The sequence below is a fragment of the Geodermatophilus sp. FMUSA9-8 genome, assembly GCF_037034165.1.
Lineage (GTDB): Bacteria > Actinomycetota > Actinomycetes > Mycobacteriales > Geodermatophilaceae > Geodermatophilus > Geodermatophilus nigrescens.
Map to the genome: position 1 here is coordinate 524,101 of NZ_JBAGKE010000002.1, position 14,095 is coordinate 538,195.

14 protein-coding genes are annotated in these 14,095 nt (G+C 75.1%); 10 read left to right on the forward strand and 4 right to left on the reverse strand.

Going from position 1 to position 14,095, the window contains the following annotated elements:
• The first annotated feature begins 43 nt into the window (after window positions 1–43).
• Genes pstC through pstB form a run of 3 tightly spaced genes read left to right on the forward strand, consistent with a single transcriptional unit; the run spans window position 44 to window position 2,882 of the window.
• The gene (gene pstC, locus WA616_RS06830; protein ID WP_083628740.1) at window positions 44–997 is read left to right on the forward strand and encodes a phosphate ABC transporter permease subunit PstC; all 954 of its coding nucleotides are present in this window, start codon (window positions 44–46) and stop codon (window positions 995–997) included.
• Window positions 997–2,076, forward strand: coding sequence for a phosphate ABC transporter permease PstA (pstA, locus tag WA616_RS06835; protein WP_073421214.1), 1,080 nt, complete (start codon window positions 997–999; stop codon window positions 2,074–2,076). Before pstC ends, pstA begins: the two co-directional genes overlap by 1 nt.
• A gap of 26 nt (window positions 2,077–2,102) precedes the next feature.
• Window positions 2,103–2,882: a phosphate ABC transporter ATP-binding protein PstB gene (pstB, locus tag WA616_RS06840; protein ID WP_073421213.1), complete on the forward strand. Its 780-nt coding sequence runs from the start codon at window positions 2,103–2,105 to the stop codon at window positions 2,880–2,882.
• A 119-nt stretch (window positions 2,883–3,001) separates the two neighbouring features.
• Here the strand turns inward: pstB and WA616_RS06845 are convergent, their stop codons facing one another.
• Window positions 3,002–5,194: an LCP family glycopolymer transferase gene (locus WA616_RS06845; protein ID WP_336028437.1), complete on the reverse strand. Its 2,193-nt coding sequence runs from the start codon at window positions 5,192–5,194 to the stop codon at window positions 3,002–3,004.
• A gap of 199 nt (window positions 5,195–5,393) precedes the next feature.
• Here WA616_RS06845 and WA616_RS06850 point away from each other — a divergent pair, with 199 nt between their 5' ends.
• Window positions 5,394–6,536: a hypothetical protein gene (locus tag WA616_RS06850; protein WP_336028438.1), complete on the forward strand. Its 1,143-nt coding sequence runs from the start codon at window positions 5,394–5,396 to the stop codon at window positions 6,534–6,536.
• A 37-nt stretch (window positions 6,537–6,573) separates the two neighbouring features.
• Here WA616_RS06850 and WA616_RS06855 read toward each other — a convergent pair whose 3' ends face one another.
• Window positions 6,574–6,996, reverse strand: a complete 423-nt coding sequence (locus WA616_RS06855) for a DUF2795 domain-containing protein (RefSeq protein WP_073421910.1) — start codon at window positions 6,994–6,996, stop codon at window positions 6,574–6,576.
• A gap of 17 nt (window positions 6,997–7,013) precedes the next feature.
• The gene (locus WA616_RS06860; protein ID WP_336028440.1) at window positions 7,014–7,223 is read right to left on the reverse strand and encodes a DUF2945 domain-containing protein; all 210 of its coding nucleotides are present in this window, start codon (window positions 7,221–7,223) and stop codon (window positions 7,014–7,016) included.
• Between the two features lie 320 nt (window positions 7,224–7,543).
• Between WA616_RS06860 and WA616_RS06865 the strand changes: the two genes are divergently transcribed.
• The 5 genes from WA616_RS06865 to cysD all read left to right on the forward strand — a co-directional run bounded on the left by WA616_RS06865 (window position 7,544) and on the right by cysD (window position 12,502).
• A complete protein-coding gene (locus WA616_RS06865) occupies window positions 7,544–8,320 on the forward strand; it encodes a siderophore-interacting protein (RefSeq protein WP_336028441.1) in 777 nt (258 codons plus the stop codon).
• Window positions 8,321–8,457: 137 nt separating this feature from the next.
• Window positions 8,458–9,186, forward strand: a complete 729-nt coding sequence (locus WA616_RS06870; RefSeq protein ID WP_175562903.1) for a response regulator transcription factor — start codon at window positions 8,458–8,460, stop codon at window positions 9,184–9,186.
• Window positions 9,183–10,763, forward strand: a complete 1,581-nt coding sequence (locus tag WA616_RS06875; RefSeq protein ID WP_336028443.1) for a sensor histidine kinase — start codon at window positions 9,183–9,185, stop codon at window positions 10,761–10,763. The genes WA616_RS06870 and WA616_RS06875 overlap by 4 nt, the downstream gene beginning before the upstream one ends.
• Before the next feature lie 81 nt (window positions 10,764–10,844).
• Window positions 10,845–11,579: an inositol monophosphatase family protein gene (locus tag WA616_RS06880; protein ID WP_336028445.1), complete on the forward strand. Its 735-nt coding sequence runs from the start codon at window positions 10,845–10,847 to the stop codon at window positions 11,577–11,579.
• A gap of 14 nt (window positions 11,580–11,593) precedes the next feature.
• Entirely contained in the window at window positions 11,594–12,502 is a 909-nt protein-coding gene (gene cysD, locus WA616_RS06885) for a sulfate adenylyltransferase subunit CysD (RefSeq protein WP_073421204.1), read from the forward strand.
• Here the strand turns inward: cysD and WA616_RS06890 are convergent.
• Window positions 12,456–12,686 carry a hypothetical protein gene (locus WA616_RS06890; RefSeq protein ID WP_073421202.1) on the reverse strand — a complete coding sequence of 77 codons (231 nt, stop codon included), beginning with the start codon at window positions 12,684–12,686 and terminating at the stop codon, window positions 12,456–12,458. The two genes, cysD and WA616_RS06890, sit on opposite strands and share 47 nt — an antisense overlap.
• Before the next feature lie 91 nt (window positions 12,687–12,777).
• Between WA616_RS06890 and WA616_RS06895 the strand changes: the two genes are divergently transcribed.
• The gene (locus tag WA616_RS06895; RefSeq protein ID WP_336028448.1) at window positions 12,778–14,088 is read left to right on the forward strand and encodes a sulfate adenylyltransferase subunit 1; all 1,311 of its coding nucleotides are present in this window, start codon (window positions 12,778–12,780) and stop codon (window positions 14,086–14,088) included.
• Window positions 14,089–14,095 lie beyond the last annotated feature (7 nt).

A 14,095-nucleotide genomic window follows, 5' to 3' on the forward strand; every position in this document is an offset into this window, starting at 1 on the left:
CGGCGACGGGCGTCCCGCACCACCCCGACCACCCGGAGCAGCGGTGACCGCCACGAAGGCCCCCACCCCACCCCCCGTGCAGCAGCGCGTCGTGCGCCGGGCGGGTGACCGCATCTTCGCCGGCAGCGCCAAGGGCTCCGGCATCTTCATCCTGCTCGTGCTGGCCGGCGTCGCCGCCTTCCTGATCAGCGAGGCGATCCCGGCCCTCACCGCGCCCGCGGAGGACATCCCCGGCGGCGAGGGCCTCGGCTCCTACATCGCGCCGCTGGTCCTCGGGACGCTGCTCGGCGCCGTCCTCGCCCTCCTCGTCGCCACCCCGCTGGCCGTGGGCATCGCGCTGTTCGTCACCTACTACGCGCCCCGCCGCATCGCTGCCGGCCTCGGCTACGTGATCGACCTGCTGGCGGCGATCCCCAGCGTCGTCTACGGCTTCTGGGGCCTCGCGGTGCTCGCCCCGGCGCTCGTGCCCTTCCACGTGTGGGCCGCCGACAACCTGAGCTGGCTGCCGATCTTCGCCGGCCCCGCCTCCACCAGCGGCCGCACGATGCTGACCGTCGGCCTGGTGCTCGCGGTCATGATCCTGCCGATCATCTCGGCCATCGCTCGCGAGGTGTTCGGCCAGGCGCCGGCGCTGCACCGCGAGGCCGCCCTGGCCCTCGGCGCCACGCGCTGGGAGATGATCAAGATGGCCGTCCTGCCCTACGGCAAGTCCGGCGTGATCGCCGGCGCGATGCTGGGCCTGGGCCGCGCGCTCGGCGAGACGATGGCGGTCGCCATCGTGCTCTCCGGTGGTGCCGGCGCCACGCTGAACCTGATCAGCAGCTCGAACCCCTCGACGATCGCGTCGAACATCGCCCTGCGGTTCCCCGAGGCCACCGGCCTGGGCATCAACACCCTGGTCGCCAGCGGCCTGGTGCTGTTCGTCATCACGCTGGCGGTCAACATGCTCGCCCGCTGGATCGTCAACCGGCGCGCCGACTTCTCCGGAGCCAACTGATGAGCACCTCGACGCAGTCCCCCGTCCGGGTCGCCGAGGAGCCCTCCGGCCCGATCCGGCCGCAGCGCAAGCTCCCCCGCTACGCGGGCCTCGGCCTCTACGTCGCCGGCCTCGCCGCCGGCGCCCTGCTGGCGGCCCTCACCGGCTCCGGCATCGCCCTCGCCGTCGTCTACGGCGTCGTCCTCGGCACCCTGGCGGTGTACGTCGGCTCGCGAGCCGTCGAGGGCACCCGGAAGGCCACCGACCGGCTGGTCACGGCGCTGGTCACCACGGCCTTCGGGATCGCGATGATCCCGCTGGTGTCGCTGGTGTACACGGTCCTCGACAAGGGCCTGGCCCGCTTCGACGCCCAGTTCTTCTCCAACTCGATGTTCCGGGTCGTGGGCGAGGGCGGCGGTGCCTACCACGCCATCCTCGGCACCGTGATCATCACCGCGGTCACCGCGGTGATCTCGGTGCCGATCGGCCTGCTCACCGCCATCTACCTGGTGGAGTACGGCACCGGCCGGCTCAAGAAGGCGATCACCTTCTTCGTCGACGTCATGACCGGCATCCCGTCGATCGTCGCCGGCCTGTTCGCCTTCGCGCTGTTCACGCTGCTGTTCGGCAACGACGTCCGGCTCGGCCTCATGGGCGCCGCGGCGCTGTCGGTGCTGATGATCCCGGTGGTCGTGCGCTCCTGCGAGGAGGTCCTCAAGCTCGTCCCCAACGAGCTGCGCGAGGCCAGCTACGCCCTGGGCGTGCCGAAGTGGCGGACGATCGTGAAGGTCGTCCTGCCGACCGCCGTCGCCGGTCTCGGCACCGGCATCACCCTCGCCGTCGCCCGCGTCATCGGTGAGACCGCGCCGCTGCTCATCACCGTGGGCCTCATCACGGGGACGAACCTCAACCCGTTCGACGGACGGATGGCGACGCTGCCGGTGTTCGCCTACTACCAGCTGACCCAGCCGGGAACCGACACCCAGGCGTTCCTGGACCGGGCCTGGACGGCGGCGCTCGTCCTCATCATCCTGGTCATGGTCCTCAACGTCGTGGCCCGCCTGATCAGCCGTTTCTTCGCCCCCAAGACCGGTCGCTGACCGGCCCCGACCCGGAGGATCTCCCCGTGGCCAAGCGCATCGAGGTCTCCGACCTCAACATCTACTACGGCAACTTCCTGGCCGTGGAGGGCGTCAACGTCTCGATCGAGCCCCGCAGCATCACGGCGCTGATCGGCCCCTCGGGCTGTGGCAAGTCGACGTTCCTGCGGTCGCTCAACCGCATGCACGAGGTCATCCCGGGCGCGCGCGTCGAGGGCAAGGTCGTCATGGACGGCGTCGACCTCTACGGCGCTGACACGGACCCGGTCGACGTCCGCCGGCAGATCGGCATGGTCTTCCAGCGGCCCAACCCGTTCCCGACGATGTCGATCTACGACAACGTCATCGCCGGCAACCGGCTCAACAACAAGAAGATGAAGAAGGCCGAGACCGACGAGCTGGTGGAGCGGGCCCTGCGTGGCGCGAACCTCTGGAACGAGGTCAAGGACCGGCTCGACCGCCCGGGCTCGGGCCTCTCGGGCGGCCAGCAGCAGCGGCTGTGCATCGCCCGCGCGATCGCCGTCGAGCCCGACGTGCTGCTCATGGACGAGCCCTGCTCGGCGCTGGACCCGATCTCCACCCTGGCGATCGAGGACCTCATGGCCGAGCTCAAGGACCGCTTCACCATCGTGATCGTCACGCACAACATGCAGCAGGCGGCACGGGTGAGCACGTCGACCGGCTTCTTCAACCTCAACGGGGTGGGCCAGCCCGGCCGGCTCATCGAGTTCAACCCCACCGAGAAGATCTTCAGCAACCCCGACCAGAAGGCCACCGAGGACTACATCTCGGGCCGCTTCGGGTGAGCTGAGCGCTCCTCGGACCGACGGGGCCCCCGCGAGCAGCAGCTCGCGGGGGCCCCGTCGTCTGCGCGGGGAGCCTCGTCGTCCGCGGGAGGGCTCAGCCGCCGGGAAGGACGGGCGGGTCAGCCGCAGTTGACCGGGCCGGTGGTGGTCGCCGGGTCCGGGGCCGGGGCGGTGGTGTCCGCGGGGGCCGGGGTGTCCGCCGGGGTCTCGGCGACGACGGGCACGGGCGCGGCCACCTGCACCGGCACGACGCCGGTGTAGCCGGGGCCGAGGACCAGCTGCACCGTGTCGCCGATCGCGTCGCTGGGCTGCAGCACGGCGCCGGGCACCGCGGCGGCCACCGTGCGCGCCTGCTCGGCCACGCCGGGGCCGTGCCGGACCACGGTCTCGTTGACGACGCCGGTCTCGTTGCCGACCTGGCCGACGGTGAAGCCCTGGGCGCGCAGCAGGTCGGCGACCGTGGAGGCCAGCCCGCTGGTGGCGGTGCCGTTGAGGACGTCGACGGTCACGCCGGACGGGGCCACGGTGAGCGCCTGCGGGGCCGGCGCGGCCGCGGAGGGCTCCGGCGCCGGGGCGGCCGCGGCGGCGGGGTCGGGCGCCGCCGCGGTGGCCGCGGCCACCGCGGGGGCGGCGAGCTCGGCGGGCACGCGGGTGTCCTCGATGACGCCGTCGAACAGGGAGCGGACGCCGGTGCCGTCGAGCAGCACGTACGCCTGGTCGGTGCCGGCCGGCACGTAGCCGACCTGGGACACGGGCAGGGCGGCGCGCTGGACGGCGCCGCCCTCGAGGTCGCCGAGCGCCGAGGCCAGCGTGCGCAGGTCGCCGAGCGTCGTCTGCTCGTCGAGGGTCAGCGCGCCGGCGGCGCGGGTGAGGAAGGTGGTGAGCTCGGGGGTGTCGAGCAGTGTGCCGGCGCTCACCGCGGTGCGCAGCGTCGCCGACAGCAGCAGCTGGGTCCGCTGCGCCGCGGCGGCGCCGGTGACGTCGGACCCGGCCTCCCCCGGCGTGAGGTAGCTGCTCGCACGCTCGCCGTCGAGCTCCGTGGTGCCGGCCGGGAGGGGCGCGGCGGAGGAGGCGTCGGCGTCGGCGGTGGGCAGGCAGACGCTCACCCCGCCGACGGCGTCGACCAGGGCGGGCAGGCGGCCGAGGTCGAGGCCGAGGTAGTGGTCGACCCGCAGGCCCGACAGCTGCTGGACGGCGCGCACGGTGCACGCGGGCCCGCCGTCGAGCAGGGAGGTGGCGAAGGCCTCCGAGACCGGCTCGCGGAACTCGCCGTCGTCGGTGCGGCAGCCCGGGGTGTCGACCAGCGCGGTCGGCGGGACGCTGACCAGCGCCGCCCGCTCCCCGTCGGACGACACGTGCACCAGCATGGTCGTGACCGACGCGGCGCCCTCGGTGCCGGGCAGGCCGGTGCCGACGACGAGGTAGGTGGTCGCACCCTCCTGCAGCTGCGCCGCGATGACCTCCGGGCCCTCGGGGGCCAGCGCGGAGACGCGGGTGATGCTCTGGTCGACGTAGGAGTACAGGCCCAGGTGGTACGCGGCGACGACGCCGACCAGCGCCCCCGCGCCGATCAGCGCCCGGCGGATCCGGCGGCGGGCGGGGCTGCGCGGCGGCCGGGGCGGCGACGGCCGCCGCGTGCTGCCGGCGCCGGACATGGCCGGCGCGTCGATGCCCGGGATGGGCGGCAGCGGTGCCGGCCGGCGGGTGGCGCCGGTGGGCGGCCCGAGCGGCGGGAACAGCGGGGTGGAGGGGCGGGCGCCCGGCGTCCCCGGCAGCGGCGGCACGGGCGCGGAGCGGTGCACGGCGCCGGGCAGCGGCGGCACCGGCTGCGAGCGGTGGACGGCGCCCGGCAGCGGCGGCACGGGCGCGGACGGCTGGGCGCCCGGCAGCGGCGGGACCGGGCCGGAGCGGTGCACCGGCCCGGTCCCCTGCCCCGGGAGCGGCGGCACGGGCTGCGAGCGCTGCACGCCGCCGGGCACCGGGGGCAGGCCACGGCGTGGCGTCTCGTCGGCGGGCTGGGCGGGCGGCTGCGAGGCGGGCTGGGCAGGCGGCTGCGAGGCGGGCGGTGCGGCGGGCGGTGCGGCCCGGTCGGCGGCCGGCGGCACGGGCGGGCGGGGCCCGCGGTGCGACGGCAGTGATTCCCCCGGCTCGAGCGGGATGGGGACCTCACCGGTCCGGCGCGCGGCGCGGCGGCCGGTGGCGTTGCCGGACCGGGCGATCAACTGCTCCACGGTGATCGGGCCCGGCGCGTCGGACCCGCGGCCGTCGGCCCGGTCGTCCCGCCCCCGCTCGTCGCCCACCGGTGTCGACATCCCATCGTCGTCGTTCCGTGTCCGTCGTCCGCGGTTGCTCCCCGCACACGCGGCAGCACTCGACGATACGGCCCGCGGGCCGGATCGCGGGCCGACGCGCGGGACCGGCGGGCTCCGGGATGCGTCCGGGGCTACCCGTGCGGGGGGCGGACCACTCGCCGACCGGGCGTCGCGCCGCCCCCGGACGTAGCGTCGGCGCGTGCGGCTCCCCTCGATCCCCGGCCCGTCCGACGTCTTCTCCGCCGTCGAGAGCCTGCGCGACGGCGTCGCCGAGGCCCTCGCTCTCGTGCCGCGGGTGGCGGCGGCGGTGGACCGGCTCGACGACCTGCTCGACCGCGTGGACCGGGTGGTCGGCCGGGCGGAGGGCCTGGTGGAGCACGCCGGCGGGACGATCGCCGCCGCCGACCGTGCGATCGAGGCGGTGGGCAGCACCCGCGAGCGCGCGGACGCCGCCATCGCCGACGTCGCCCGGACGCGGCAGCGGGCGGACGAGGCGATCGCGAGCGTCGAGGAGACGCAGCAGCGGGCGGACGCCGCCATCGGCAACGTCCAGGCGACCCAGCAGCGCGCCGATGCCGCCATCGATAACGTCGAGCGGACGCAGCAGCGGGCGGACGCCGCCATCGGCAACGTCGAGGCGACCCAGCAGCGCGCCGACGCCGCGATCGGGAACGTCCAAGCGACGCAGCAGCGCGCCGACGAGGCCATCGGGAACGTCGAGCGGACGCAGCAGAAGGCCGACGCCGCCATCTCGGCCGTCGAGCAGACGCAGCTAAAGGCCGACGCCGCCATCTCCGCGGTCGAGCTGACGCAGCAGAAGGCGGATGCTGCGATCAGCAACGTCGAGGCGACCCAGCAGAAGGCCGACGCGGCGATCTCCGCCGTCGAGCAGACCCAGCAACGGGCCGACGAGGCGATCGGTGCGGTCGGCCGGACGATCGACGGCGCGCAGGGCGCCGTGGAGCGCACCGAGGGGCTGGTCGGCCGGATCGACCCGCTGCTCGCCGGCTACGAGGAGCCGCTGACCCGGCTGACGCCGTCGGTCCGCCGGCTGGCCGAGACGCTGGACCCGCACGAGGTCGAGGCGCTGGTGCAGCTCGTCGACCGGCTGCCCTCGCTGGTCACGCACCTCGACGAGGGCGTGATCCCGGTGCTCGAGGGGCTCGGCGACGTCGGCACCGACGTGCACGACCTGCTCGACACCATGCAGGACATCCGCGAGGTGGTGAAGGGCTTCCCCGGCTCGAAGCTGTTCCGCCGCCGGGGTCGCGAGGAGATCGCCGACGAGGCCGACAACGGCTCCCCGGACGGCCAGGAGGCCCAGGAGCGCACCGGCTCCTGAGCCTCCTCGGCCGGCCCCGAGGGGCCGCGGGACCAGGTCAGGTCTCGGTCGGGTACCCCAGCGCCCGGGCGACGTCGCCGATGCGCTCGTAGGTCTCGCCCTCGGGCAGCCGCTCCAGCTCGGCGACGACGGCGTCCGGGGCGCGGTGGTCCTGCGCGGCCTCGACCAGGGCGGGGCCGTCGGCCGGGAAGTCGGCCCGGACGAGCCAGCGCGCGAGCTCGGCCCGCGCGACCACGGCGTCCTCGGTCATGCCGACCGGGACGCCGCCGATCAGCGTGCTGTTCGGGCTGCCGGCGGGGTCCGGCTCGCCCTCGGCCACGGGCTCCACCTCGCGGAACTCCTCGGACCGGGTGGCGCGCCCGGACTTGAGCATCCCCTGGATCTCGTGCTCGATCTCCTCGTCGAGACGCGGGTTGTGCTTGTCGCTGCGCGACGACACCCCGGCGAATCGGTCGTCCATCTCGCTCACGGCATCTCCTACTTCTCGTCGAGCGCGGACGGCTTGTGCACCGCCGTCTTCCCGCTCTTGTCGCTCTTGACCTCGTACTGCGGCTCGTCGGAGCTGGCCTTGACCTTCCGGCCGCCGGCCTCGGTGTCCTTCGTGATCTTCTTGGTGACCTCGCCCTCGGCCTTGCTGCCGTGGCTGTTCCAGGTGACGTGGTCACCCTTCGTGAACTCGTCGGCCATGACCCCGTCCTCGGTCGTCCGTGTGGTCCTCCCCCGGTGCCCGGCCCGTCCGGGGGGCACACATGCCGCCCGGGCCGGCCGGCGAGCGACCCAGATCACCCCGGCGGCGGGGAGGTCCACCCGATCGGGCAGTGCCGCGGACGCGGCGGTCACGTAGCGTTCACGTCGACGGGGGTCACCGACACGAACCCGCTGCTCCGAGTCGAGGGGCAGTGACGGAGCGTGAGGTCCTTCGTCCTCGATCGCCGGCCCGGTCGACCTCATTCCCCCGGGGTCGGCCGGGTCGGCCCGCATCGGCCCCCGGTCCCTACGCTCGCTGCGTGTCCGAGCCCGGCGATCCCCGCAGCGTCGACGTCCTCACCGTCACCTGCGTCGCGGACGCGACGCCGTCGGTGCGGCGGGTGGTCCTGTCCGGCACGGCGGACGCCGTCGCCGCGGCCGGCCCGACGGTCAACCTGCTCGTGCCCCGGGTCGGCGACCCGGACCCGCGCTGGCCGTCGGTCGCCCGCGACGGGCGCGTGGTCTGGCCGGTGGGCGCGCACGGGGTGAGCCTGCGCAGCTACACGGCCCGCCGGCAGGACGTGCAGCGCGGCGAGGTGGAGATCGACTTCGTGCTGCACGGCGACGGCCCCGCGGCGTCGTGGGCGGCCGCCGCGGCCCCGGGCGCCCTGCTCGGGGTGGCCGGGAGCGGGGCCCTGGGCGACCGGCCCGCGCGCACGCTCCTGCTGGCCGGTGACGAGACGGCGCTGCCGGCGATCAGCCGGATCCTCGCCGCGGCCGCGCCGGACACCACCGGCACCGCGCTGCTGGAGGTGGCGGGCCCCGAGGAGGAGCAGTCCCTGGCCGCCCCGGCCGGCGTCGAGGTGCGCTGGCTGCACCGCGGCGGCACCCCGCCCGGGGAGGGCACGCTGCTCGCCGACGCCGTCGCCGCCCTCGACCGCCCGGCCGGGGACGACCTGTTCGCCTGGGTGGCCGCCGAGTCCGCCGCCGTCCGGGTGGTGCGGGCCGACCTGCGCGGCCGTTGGGGCCTGTCCCGCGCCCAGCACCACGCGATCGGCTACTGGCGGCGCGGCCGGGCGATGTCCCCCGCCGGCTGAGCGGCGACGTCCGGACCGCGGGACGTCCTGACCACCGACGTCCAGGGAGCTCACAGGTACCGTCCAGTGCACCCGCAGCCGCGCCCCGCACCGTGGGTGCCATGACGACGGTAGCCAGGCGTCCGACGGGAGATGTCGTGACGGGGACCCGCAGCGCTCGCGCCACCGGACCGGAGGCCCGCCTCCTGGTGGTCGACGACGAGCCGAACATCCGCGAGCTGCTCTCGGCGAGCCTGCGCTACGCCGGCTTCGAGGTGGCGACGGCGGCCGACGGGCAGCAGGCGCTCGCGCTGGCCGCGTCCTTCCGGCCCGACCTGCTGGTGCTCGACGTGATGATGCCGGGGCTCGACGGCTTCGGCGTCGTCCGGCGGCTGCGCGAGAGCGGCCGGCACACCCCGGTGCTGTTCCTCACCGCGCGCGACGCCGCGGAGGACAAGGTCTCCGGGCTGACCCTCGGCGGCGACGACTACGTCACCAAGCCCTTCAGCCTCGACGAGGTGCTCGCCCGCATCCGGGCCGTCCTGCGCCGCAGCACCGGCCAGCAGCGCGCCGCCGAGAGCCCCCGGCTGTCCTTCGCCGACATCGAGCTCGACGAGGAGTCGCACGAGGTCGTGAAGGCCGGCGAGGTCGTCAGCCTCTCGCCGACGGAGTTCAAGCTGCTGCGCTACCTGATGGCCAACGCCGGGCGCGTGCTGTCGAAGGCGCAGATCCTCGACCACGTGTGGAACTACGACTTCAACGGCGAGGCGAACGTCGTCGAGTCCTACATCTCCTACCTGCGGCGCAAGGTCGACACCACCGAGCCCCGCCTGCTGCACACCATCCGCGGCGTCGGCTACACGCTGCGCCTGCCGCGCGGTTCGTGAGCACGCCCGCCGGGGCCCCGCCCGCGGCCCGCGGCGGCTCCCCCCTGCCGCGGGTCCCGCTGCGGATCACGCTGGTGGCGCTGCTGCTCGTGCTGGTCACCGTCGCGCTGGTCGCCACCGGCGTGGCGGCGACGTCGCTGCTCAAGCGCTACCTCGTCGACCAGCTCGACCAGCAGCTGGAGAGCACGCTGCGCCAGTCGGTGGAGCAGGAGAACTACGTCACCGCCTGCCTGTTCGGCGGGCGGCAGCGCTACGTCACCCCCGGCGACTACCAGGCCTGCCTCGTCCCCGGCGACGAACGGCCGGTGGTGCTCTCCGGCCCGCTGTCCGACGACGACCTGCCCGCCCTCGACGACGACACGGTCGAGGAGCTGACCTCGGAGGCCGGGCGCGGCCGCCCCGGCCCCGGCGGCCACGGCGCCCACACCGTCGCCTCCGCGGACCGGGACACCTACTGGCGGGTGACCGCCGTGGAGCTGCCCGGCGGCCTGGTGCTCGTCGCCGGCGGCGACCTGGACCGCGACGACCGGGTGATCGCCCGGCTCGTCGTGATCGAGGTGGTCGTCGGGCTGGTCGTGCTCGCCGCGCTCGGGGTGGCCGGGTACGCCCTGGTGCGCAGCAGCCTGCGGCCGCTGGCGGCCGTCGAGCGCACCGCGCAGGCGATCGCGGCCGGCGACCTGTCCCAGCGGGTGCCCGAGGGCGACGGCCGCACCGAGGTCGGCCGGCTGTCCCAGGCGCTCAACGGCATGCTCGCCCGCATCGAGAGCGCCTTCCGCGCCCAGCAGCGCTCCGAGGAGCAGGCGCGGGCGTCGGAGGAGCGGATGCGCCGGTTCGTCGCCGACGCGAGCCACGAGCTGCGCACCCCGCTGACGTCGATCCGCGGCTTCGCCGAGCTCTACCGGCAGGGCGCCGTCGGCAGCGCCGAGGAGACCGGGCGGCTGATGGCCCGCATCGAGAGCGAGGGCTCGCGGATGGGCGTGCTGGTCGAGGACCTGCTGCAGCTCGCCCGCCTCGACCAGCAGCGCCCGCTGTCGCTCACCCCGGTCGACCTGGCCGAGGTCGCGGGCGACGCCGTCCACGACGCGCGGGTGCTCCAGCCCGACCGGCCGGTCTCGCTGCACCTCGAGGACTCCCTCACCGAGGTGCCCGTGGTGCTCGGCGACGAGGCGCGGCTGCGCCAGGTGGTGGGCAACCTCGTCACCAACGCGGTGGTGCACACCCCGCCGACGGCGCGGGTCACCGTCTCCCTCGGCGAGGACACCAGCGACGGCGGCGACCGGGTGGTGCTGCGGGTGGCCGACGAGGGCCCGGGCATGGCCCCGGAGGACGCCGCGCGGGTGTTCGAGCGCTTCTACCGGGCCGACGCCTCCCGCAGCCGGGTGGCCGGCGGCACGGGGCTGGGCCTGGCGATCGTCTCCTCGCTGGTGGCCGCGCACGGCGGCGACGTCTCGCTGGACACCGCCCCTGGGCGGGGCGCGGTGTTCACCGTCCGCCTGCCGCGCTCCGGGCCCGACGCGGGCGGGGTCCCCGGACAGGCGCCGGCGGGCGCGGACGTACCGTCCGCGGGTGACTCGTGACGCCGAGGGCAGCCCCTCCGACCCCGCGCTGACGGCCCCGGTCGCCGACCCGGGCGACGCGCCCGTCCGCGGAGGTGCCCGGTGAGGGACGTCGAGGTGGCCGCGGCCGCCGCCCGGGCCGCCGCGGACGTGCTGGTGGAGCTGCGGGCCAGCGGGCTGACCGGGCGGGCGCTCGGCGACGCCGGGGACGCGGCCGCGCAGGAGGCCATCGCCGGGGTCCTCGCCGCGCACCGGCCCGACGACGTCGTGTTCAGCGAGGAGGCCGCCGACGACCGCAGCCGCCTGGAGGCCGGGCGGGTGTGGATCGTCGACCCGCTCGACGGCACCCGCGAGTACGGCGAGACGGACCGGTCCGACTTCGCCGTCCACGTGGCGCTGTGGGCAGCCGGGACGCTGACCGCCGCGGCCGTGGCGCTGCCCGCCGCCGGCGAGGTGCTGGTCACCGACCCGGCGCCGGCCCTGCCCGCCGCCGTCGCGCGGGCGCCCCGGATCGCGGTCAGCCGCACCCGTCCGCCCGCGCAGGCGGCCGCCGCGGCGGCCGCGGTCGGCGGCGAGCTCGTGCCCCTGGGGTCGGCCGGCTACAAGGTCACCGCGGTGGTGCGCGGCGAGGTCGACGCCTACGTGCACGCCGGCGGGATGTACCAGTGGGACTCCGCGGCGCCGGTCGCCGTCGCCCTGGCCGCGGGCCTGACCGCGCTGCGGTTGGACGGGTCGCCGCTGCGCTACAACGAGCCCGACCCGTCGCTGCCCGACCTGCTGGTGTGCCGGCCGGAGCTGGCCGCGGACCTCCTGGCCGCCGTCCGCGGCACGACGTGACGGACACTGGGGACGTGACGACCCCCGCCCACCGGCTCACCCAGCTGGAGACCCTCGAGGCCGAGTCGATCCACGTCATCCGCGAGGTGGCCGCCGAGCTCGAACGCCCGGTTCTGCTGTTCTCCGGCGGCAAGGACTCCATCGTCATGCTGGAGCTCGCCCGCAAGGCGTTCGCCCCGGCGCGCATCCCGTTCCCGGTGATGCACGTCGACACCGGGCTGAACTTCCCCGACGTGCTCGAATTCCGCGACAAGCGGGTGGCCGAGCTCGGCGTGGAGCTCGTCGTCGCCTCGGTGCCCGACGCGATGGCCCGCGGGCTGGTGCGCGAGGAGCCCAACGGCTCGCGCAACCGCATCCAGACGCCGGTGCTGCTCGAGGCGGTCGAGGAGCACGGGTTCACCGCCCTGTTCGGCGGCGCCCGCCGCGACGAGGACAAGGCGCGGGCCAAGGAGCGGGTGTTCAGCTTCCGCGACGAGTTCGGCCAGTGGGACCCGAAGAACCAGCGGCCGGAGCTGTGGGACCTCTACAACGGCCGGATCCACCTCGGCGAGTCGATCCGGGTGTTCCCGCTGTCGAACTGGACCGAGCTCGACATCTGGCAGTACATCGCCCAGGAGGGCATCGCGATCCCGCCGCTGTACCTGGCGCAGGAGCGCGAGGTCGTCGAGCGGCAGGGGATGCTCTACGCCGTCAACGAGTTCGTCCGCCCGCGCGAGGGCGAGCAGGTGACCCGCGAGACCGTCCGCTACCGGACCGTCGGCGACGCCAACCTCACCGCGGCGGTCCGCTCGCGGGCGACGACGGTCGAGGAGGTCATCGCCGAGATCGCGGTGACCCGGCTGACCGAGCGCGGCGCCACCCGCGGCGACGACAAGGTCAGCGACGCCGCGATGGAGGACCGGAAGAAGGAGGGCTACTTCTAGCCCGCGCCCGCCTGCGGTACCGGCGCAGCAGGACGACGACGGTGACGGCGAGCAGCAGGAGGCCCGCCGGCCACCCCACCGCCTCCGGCGCGCCCACGCCGAGCGCCTCGGCCACGACGTAGCCCACCGAGTAGCCGGCGACGACGACCAGCAGCACCGGCACCAGGAACACCAGACCGCCCACTGCGGCTCCTCCCCGCGGGCGCCCGGTGGCGCCGCTCACACCAGCGTCCCCGCTCGCGGCGCCGCGTGTCACGGCTGGGACGATGGGGGCCATGTCCGACCTGCCCGCCGTCGACGTCCACTCCGCTGCCGCCGAGCAGGCGGCAGAGATCGCGACGGCCCGCCGGGACATCGCCCGCATCGCCACGGCCGGCTCGGTCGACGACGGCAAGAGCACGCTCATCGGCCGCCTGCTGTTCGACAGCAAGGCCGTCTTCGAGGACCAGTACGCGGCGATCGAGCGCGCCAGCCGCGGCGACTACGTCGACCTGGCGCTGCTCACCGACGGCCTGCGCGCCGAGCGGGAGCAGGGCATCACCATCGACGTCGCCTACCGGTACTTCAGCACCCCGCGGCGCACGTTCGTCCTCGCCGACACCCCGGGGCACGTGCAGTACACGCGCAACATGGTCACCGGCGCCTCGACCGCCGACCTCGCGATCGTGCTGGTCGACGCCCGCAAGGGGATCCTCGAGCAGAGCCGCCGGCACGCCTACCTCGCCGCGCTGCTGCGGGTGCCGCACCTGGTGGTCGCGGTGAACAAGATGGACCTCGTCGACTGGTCGCAGGAGGCGTTCGAGGCGATCCGCGACGAGTTCCGCGCCTTCGCCGCGCGCCTGCACGTCCCCGACCTGACCGTCGTGCCGGTCTCGGCGCTGCGCGGCGACAACGTCGTCACCCGCTCCGACGCCGCCCCCTGGTACGACGGCCCGTCGCTGCTCGAGCACCTCGAGTCGGTCGAGGTGGCCGGCGACGCCAACCTCACCGACGTCCGCTTCCCCGTGCAGTACGTCATCCGCCCGCAGTCGGACGCGTTCCACGACTACCGCGGCTACGCCGGCACGGTGGCCAGCGGCGTGCTGCGGCCCGGCGACGCGGTGGCGGTCCTGCCGTCCGGCCGGACGACGACGATCGCCGGCATCGACGGCCCGCGCGGCCCGGTCGACGTCGCCGTCCCGCCCATGTCGGTGACCGTGCGCCTCGCCGACGACCTCGACGTGTCCCGCGGCGACATGCTCTGCGGCCCCGACGGCGGCCCGGAGGCCACCCAGGACCTCGACGCGCTGGTCTGCTGGATGGCCGAGGAGCCGCTGCGCCCCCGGCAGCGCCTGGCGGTCAAGCACACCACCCGGTCGGTGCGCGCGATGGTCAAGGAGGTCGTGCACCGGCTCGACGTCAACACCCTCGACCACGAGGAGGAGGCCGGCGAGCTCGGCCTGAACGACATCGGCCGGGTGCGGCTGCGCACCACCCAGCCGCTGTTCGTCGACGACTACACGCACAACCGCGCCACGGGCCGGTTCATCCTCGTCGACGAGGCCACCAACGCCACCGTCGGCGCCGGGATGCTCGTCCCCCACTGACCCGGGG

Bases quoted from the DNA above. Each gene is read 5' to 3' on its own strand.
- pstA (WP_073421214.1), top strand. From the start codon at position 997: ATGAGCACCTCGACGCAGTCCCCCGTCCGGGTCGCCGAGGAGCCCTCC.
- WA616_RS06845 (WP_336028437.1), bottom strand. From the start codon at position 5,194: ATGTCGACACCGGTGGGCGACGAGCGGGGGCGGGACGACCGGGCCGAC.
- WA616_RS06855 (WP_073421910.1), bottom strand. From the start codon at position 6,996: ATGGACGACCGATTCGCCGGGGTGTCGTCGCGCAGCGACAAGCACAAC.
- WA616_RS06860 (WP_336028440.1), bottom strand. From the start codon at position 7,223: ATGGCCGACGAGTTCACGAAGGGTGACCACGTCACCTGGAACAGCCAC.
- WA616_RS06895 (WP_336028448.1), top strand. From the start codon at position 12,778: ATGTCCGACCTGCCCGCCGTCGACGTCCACTCCGCTGCCGCCGAGCAG.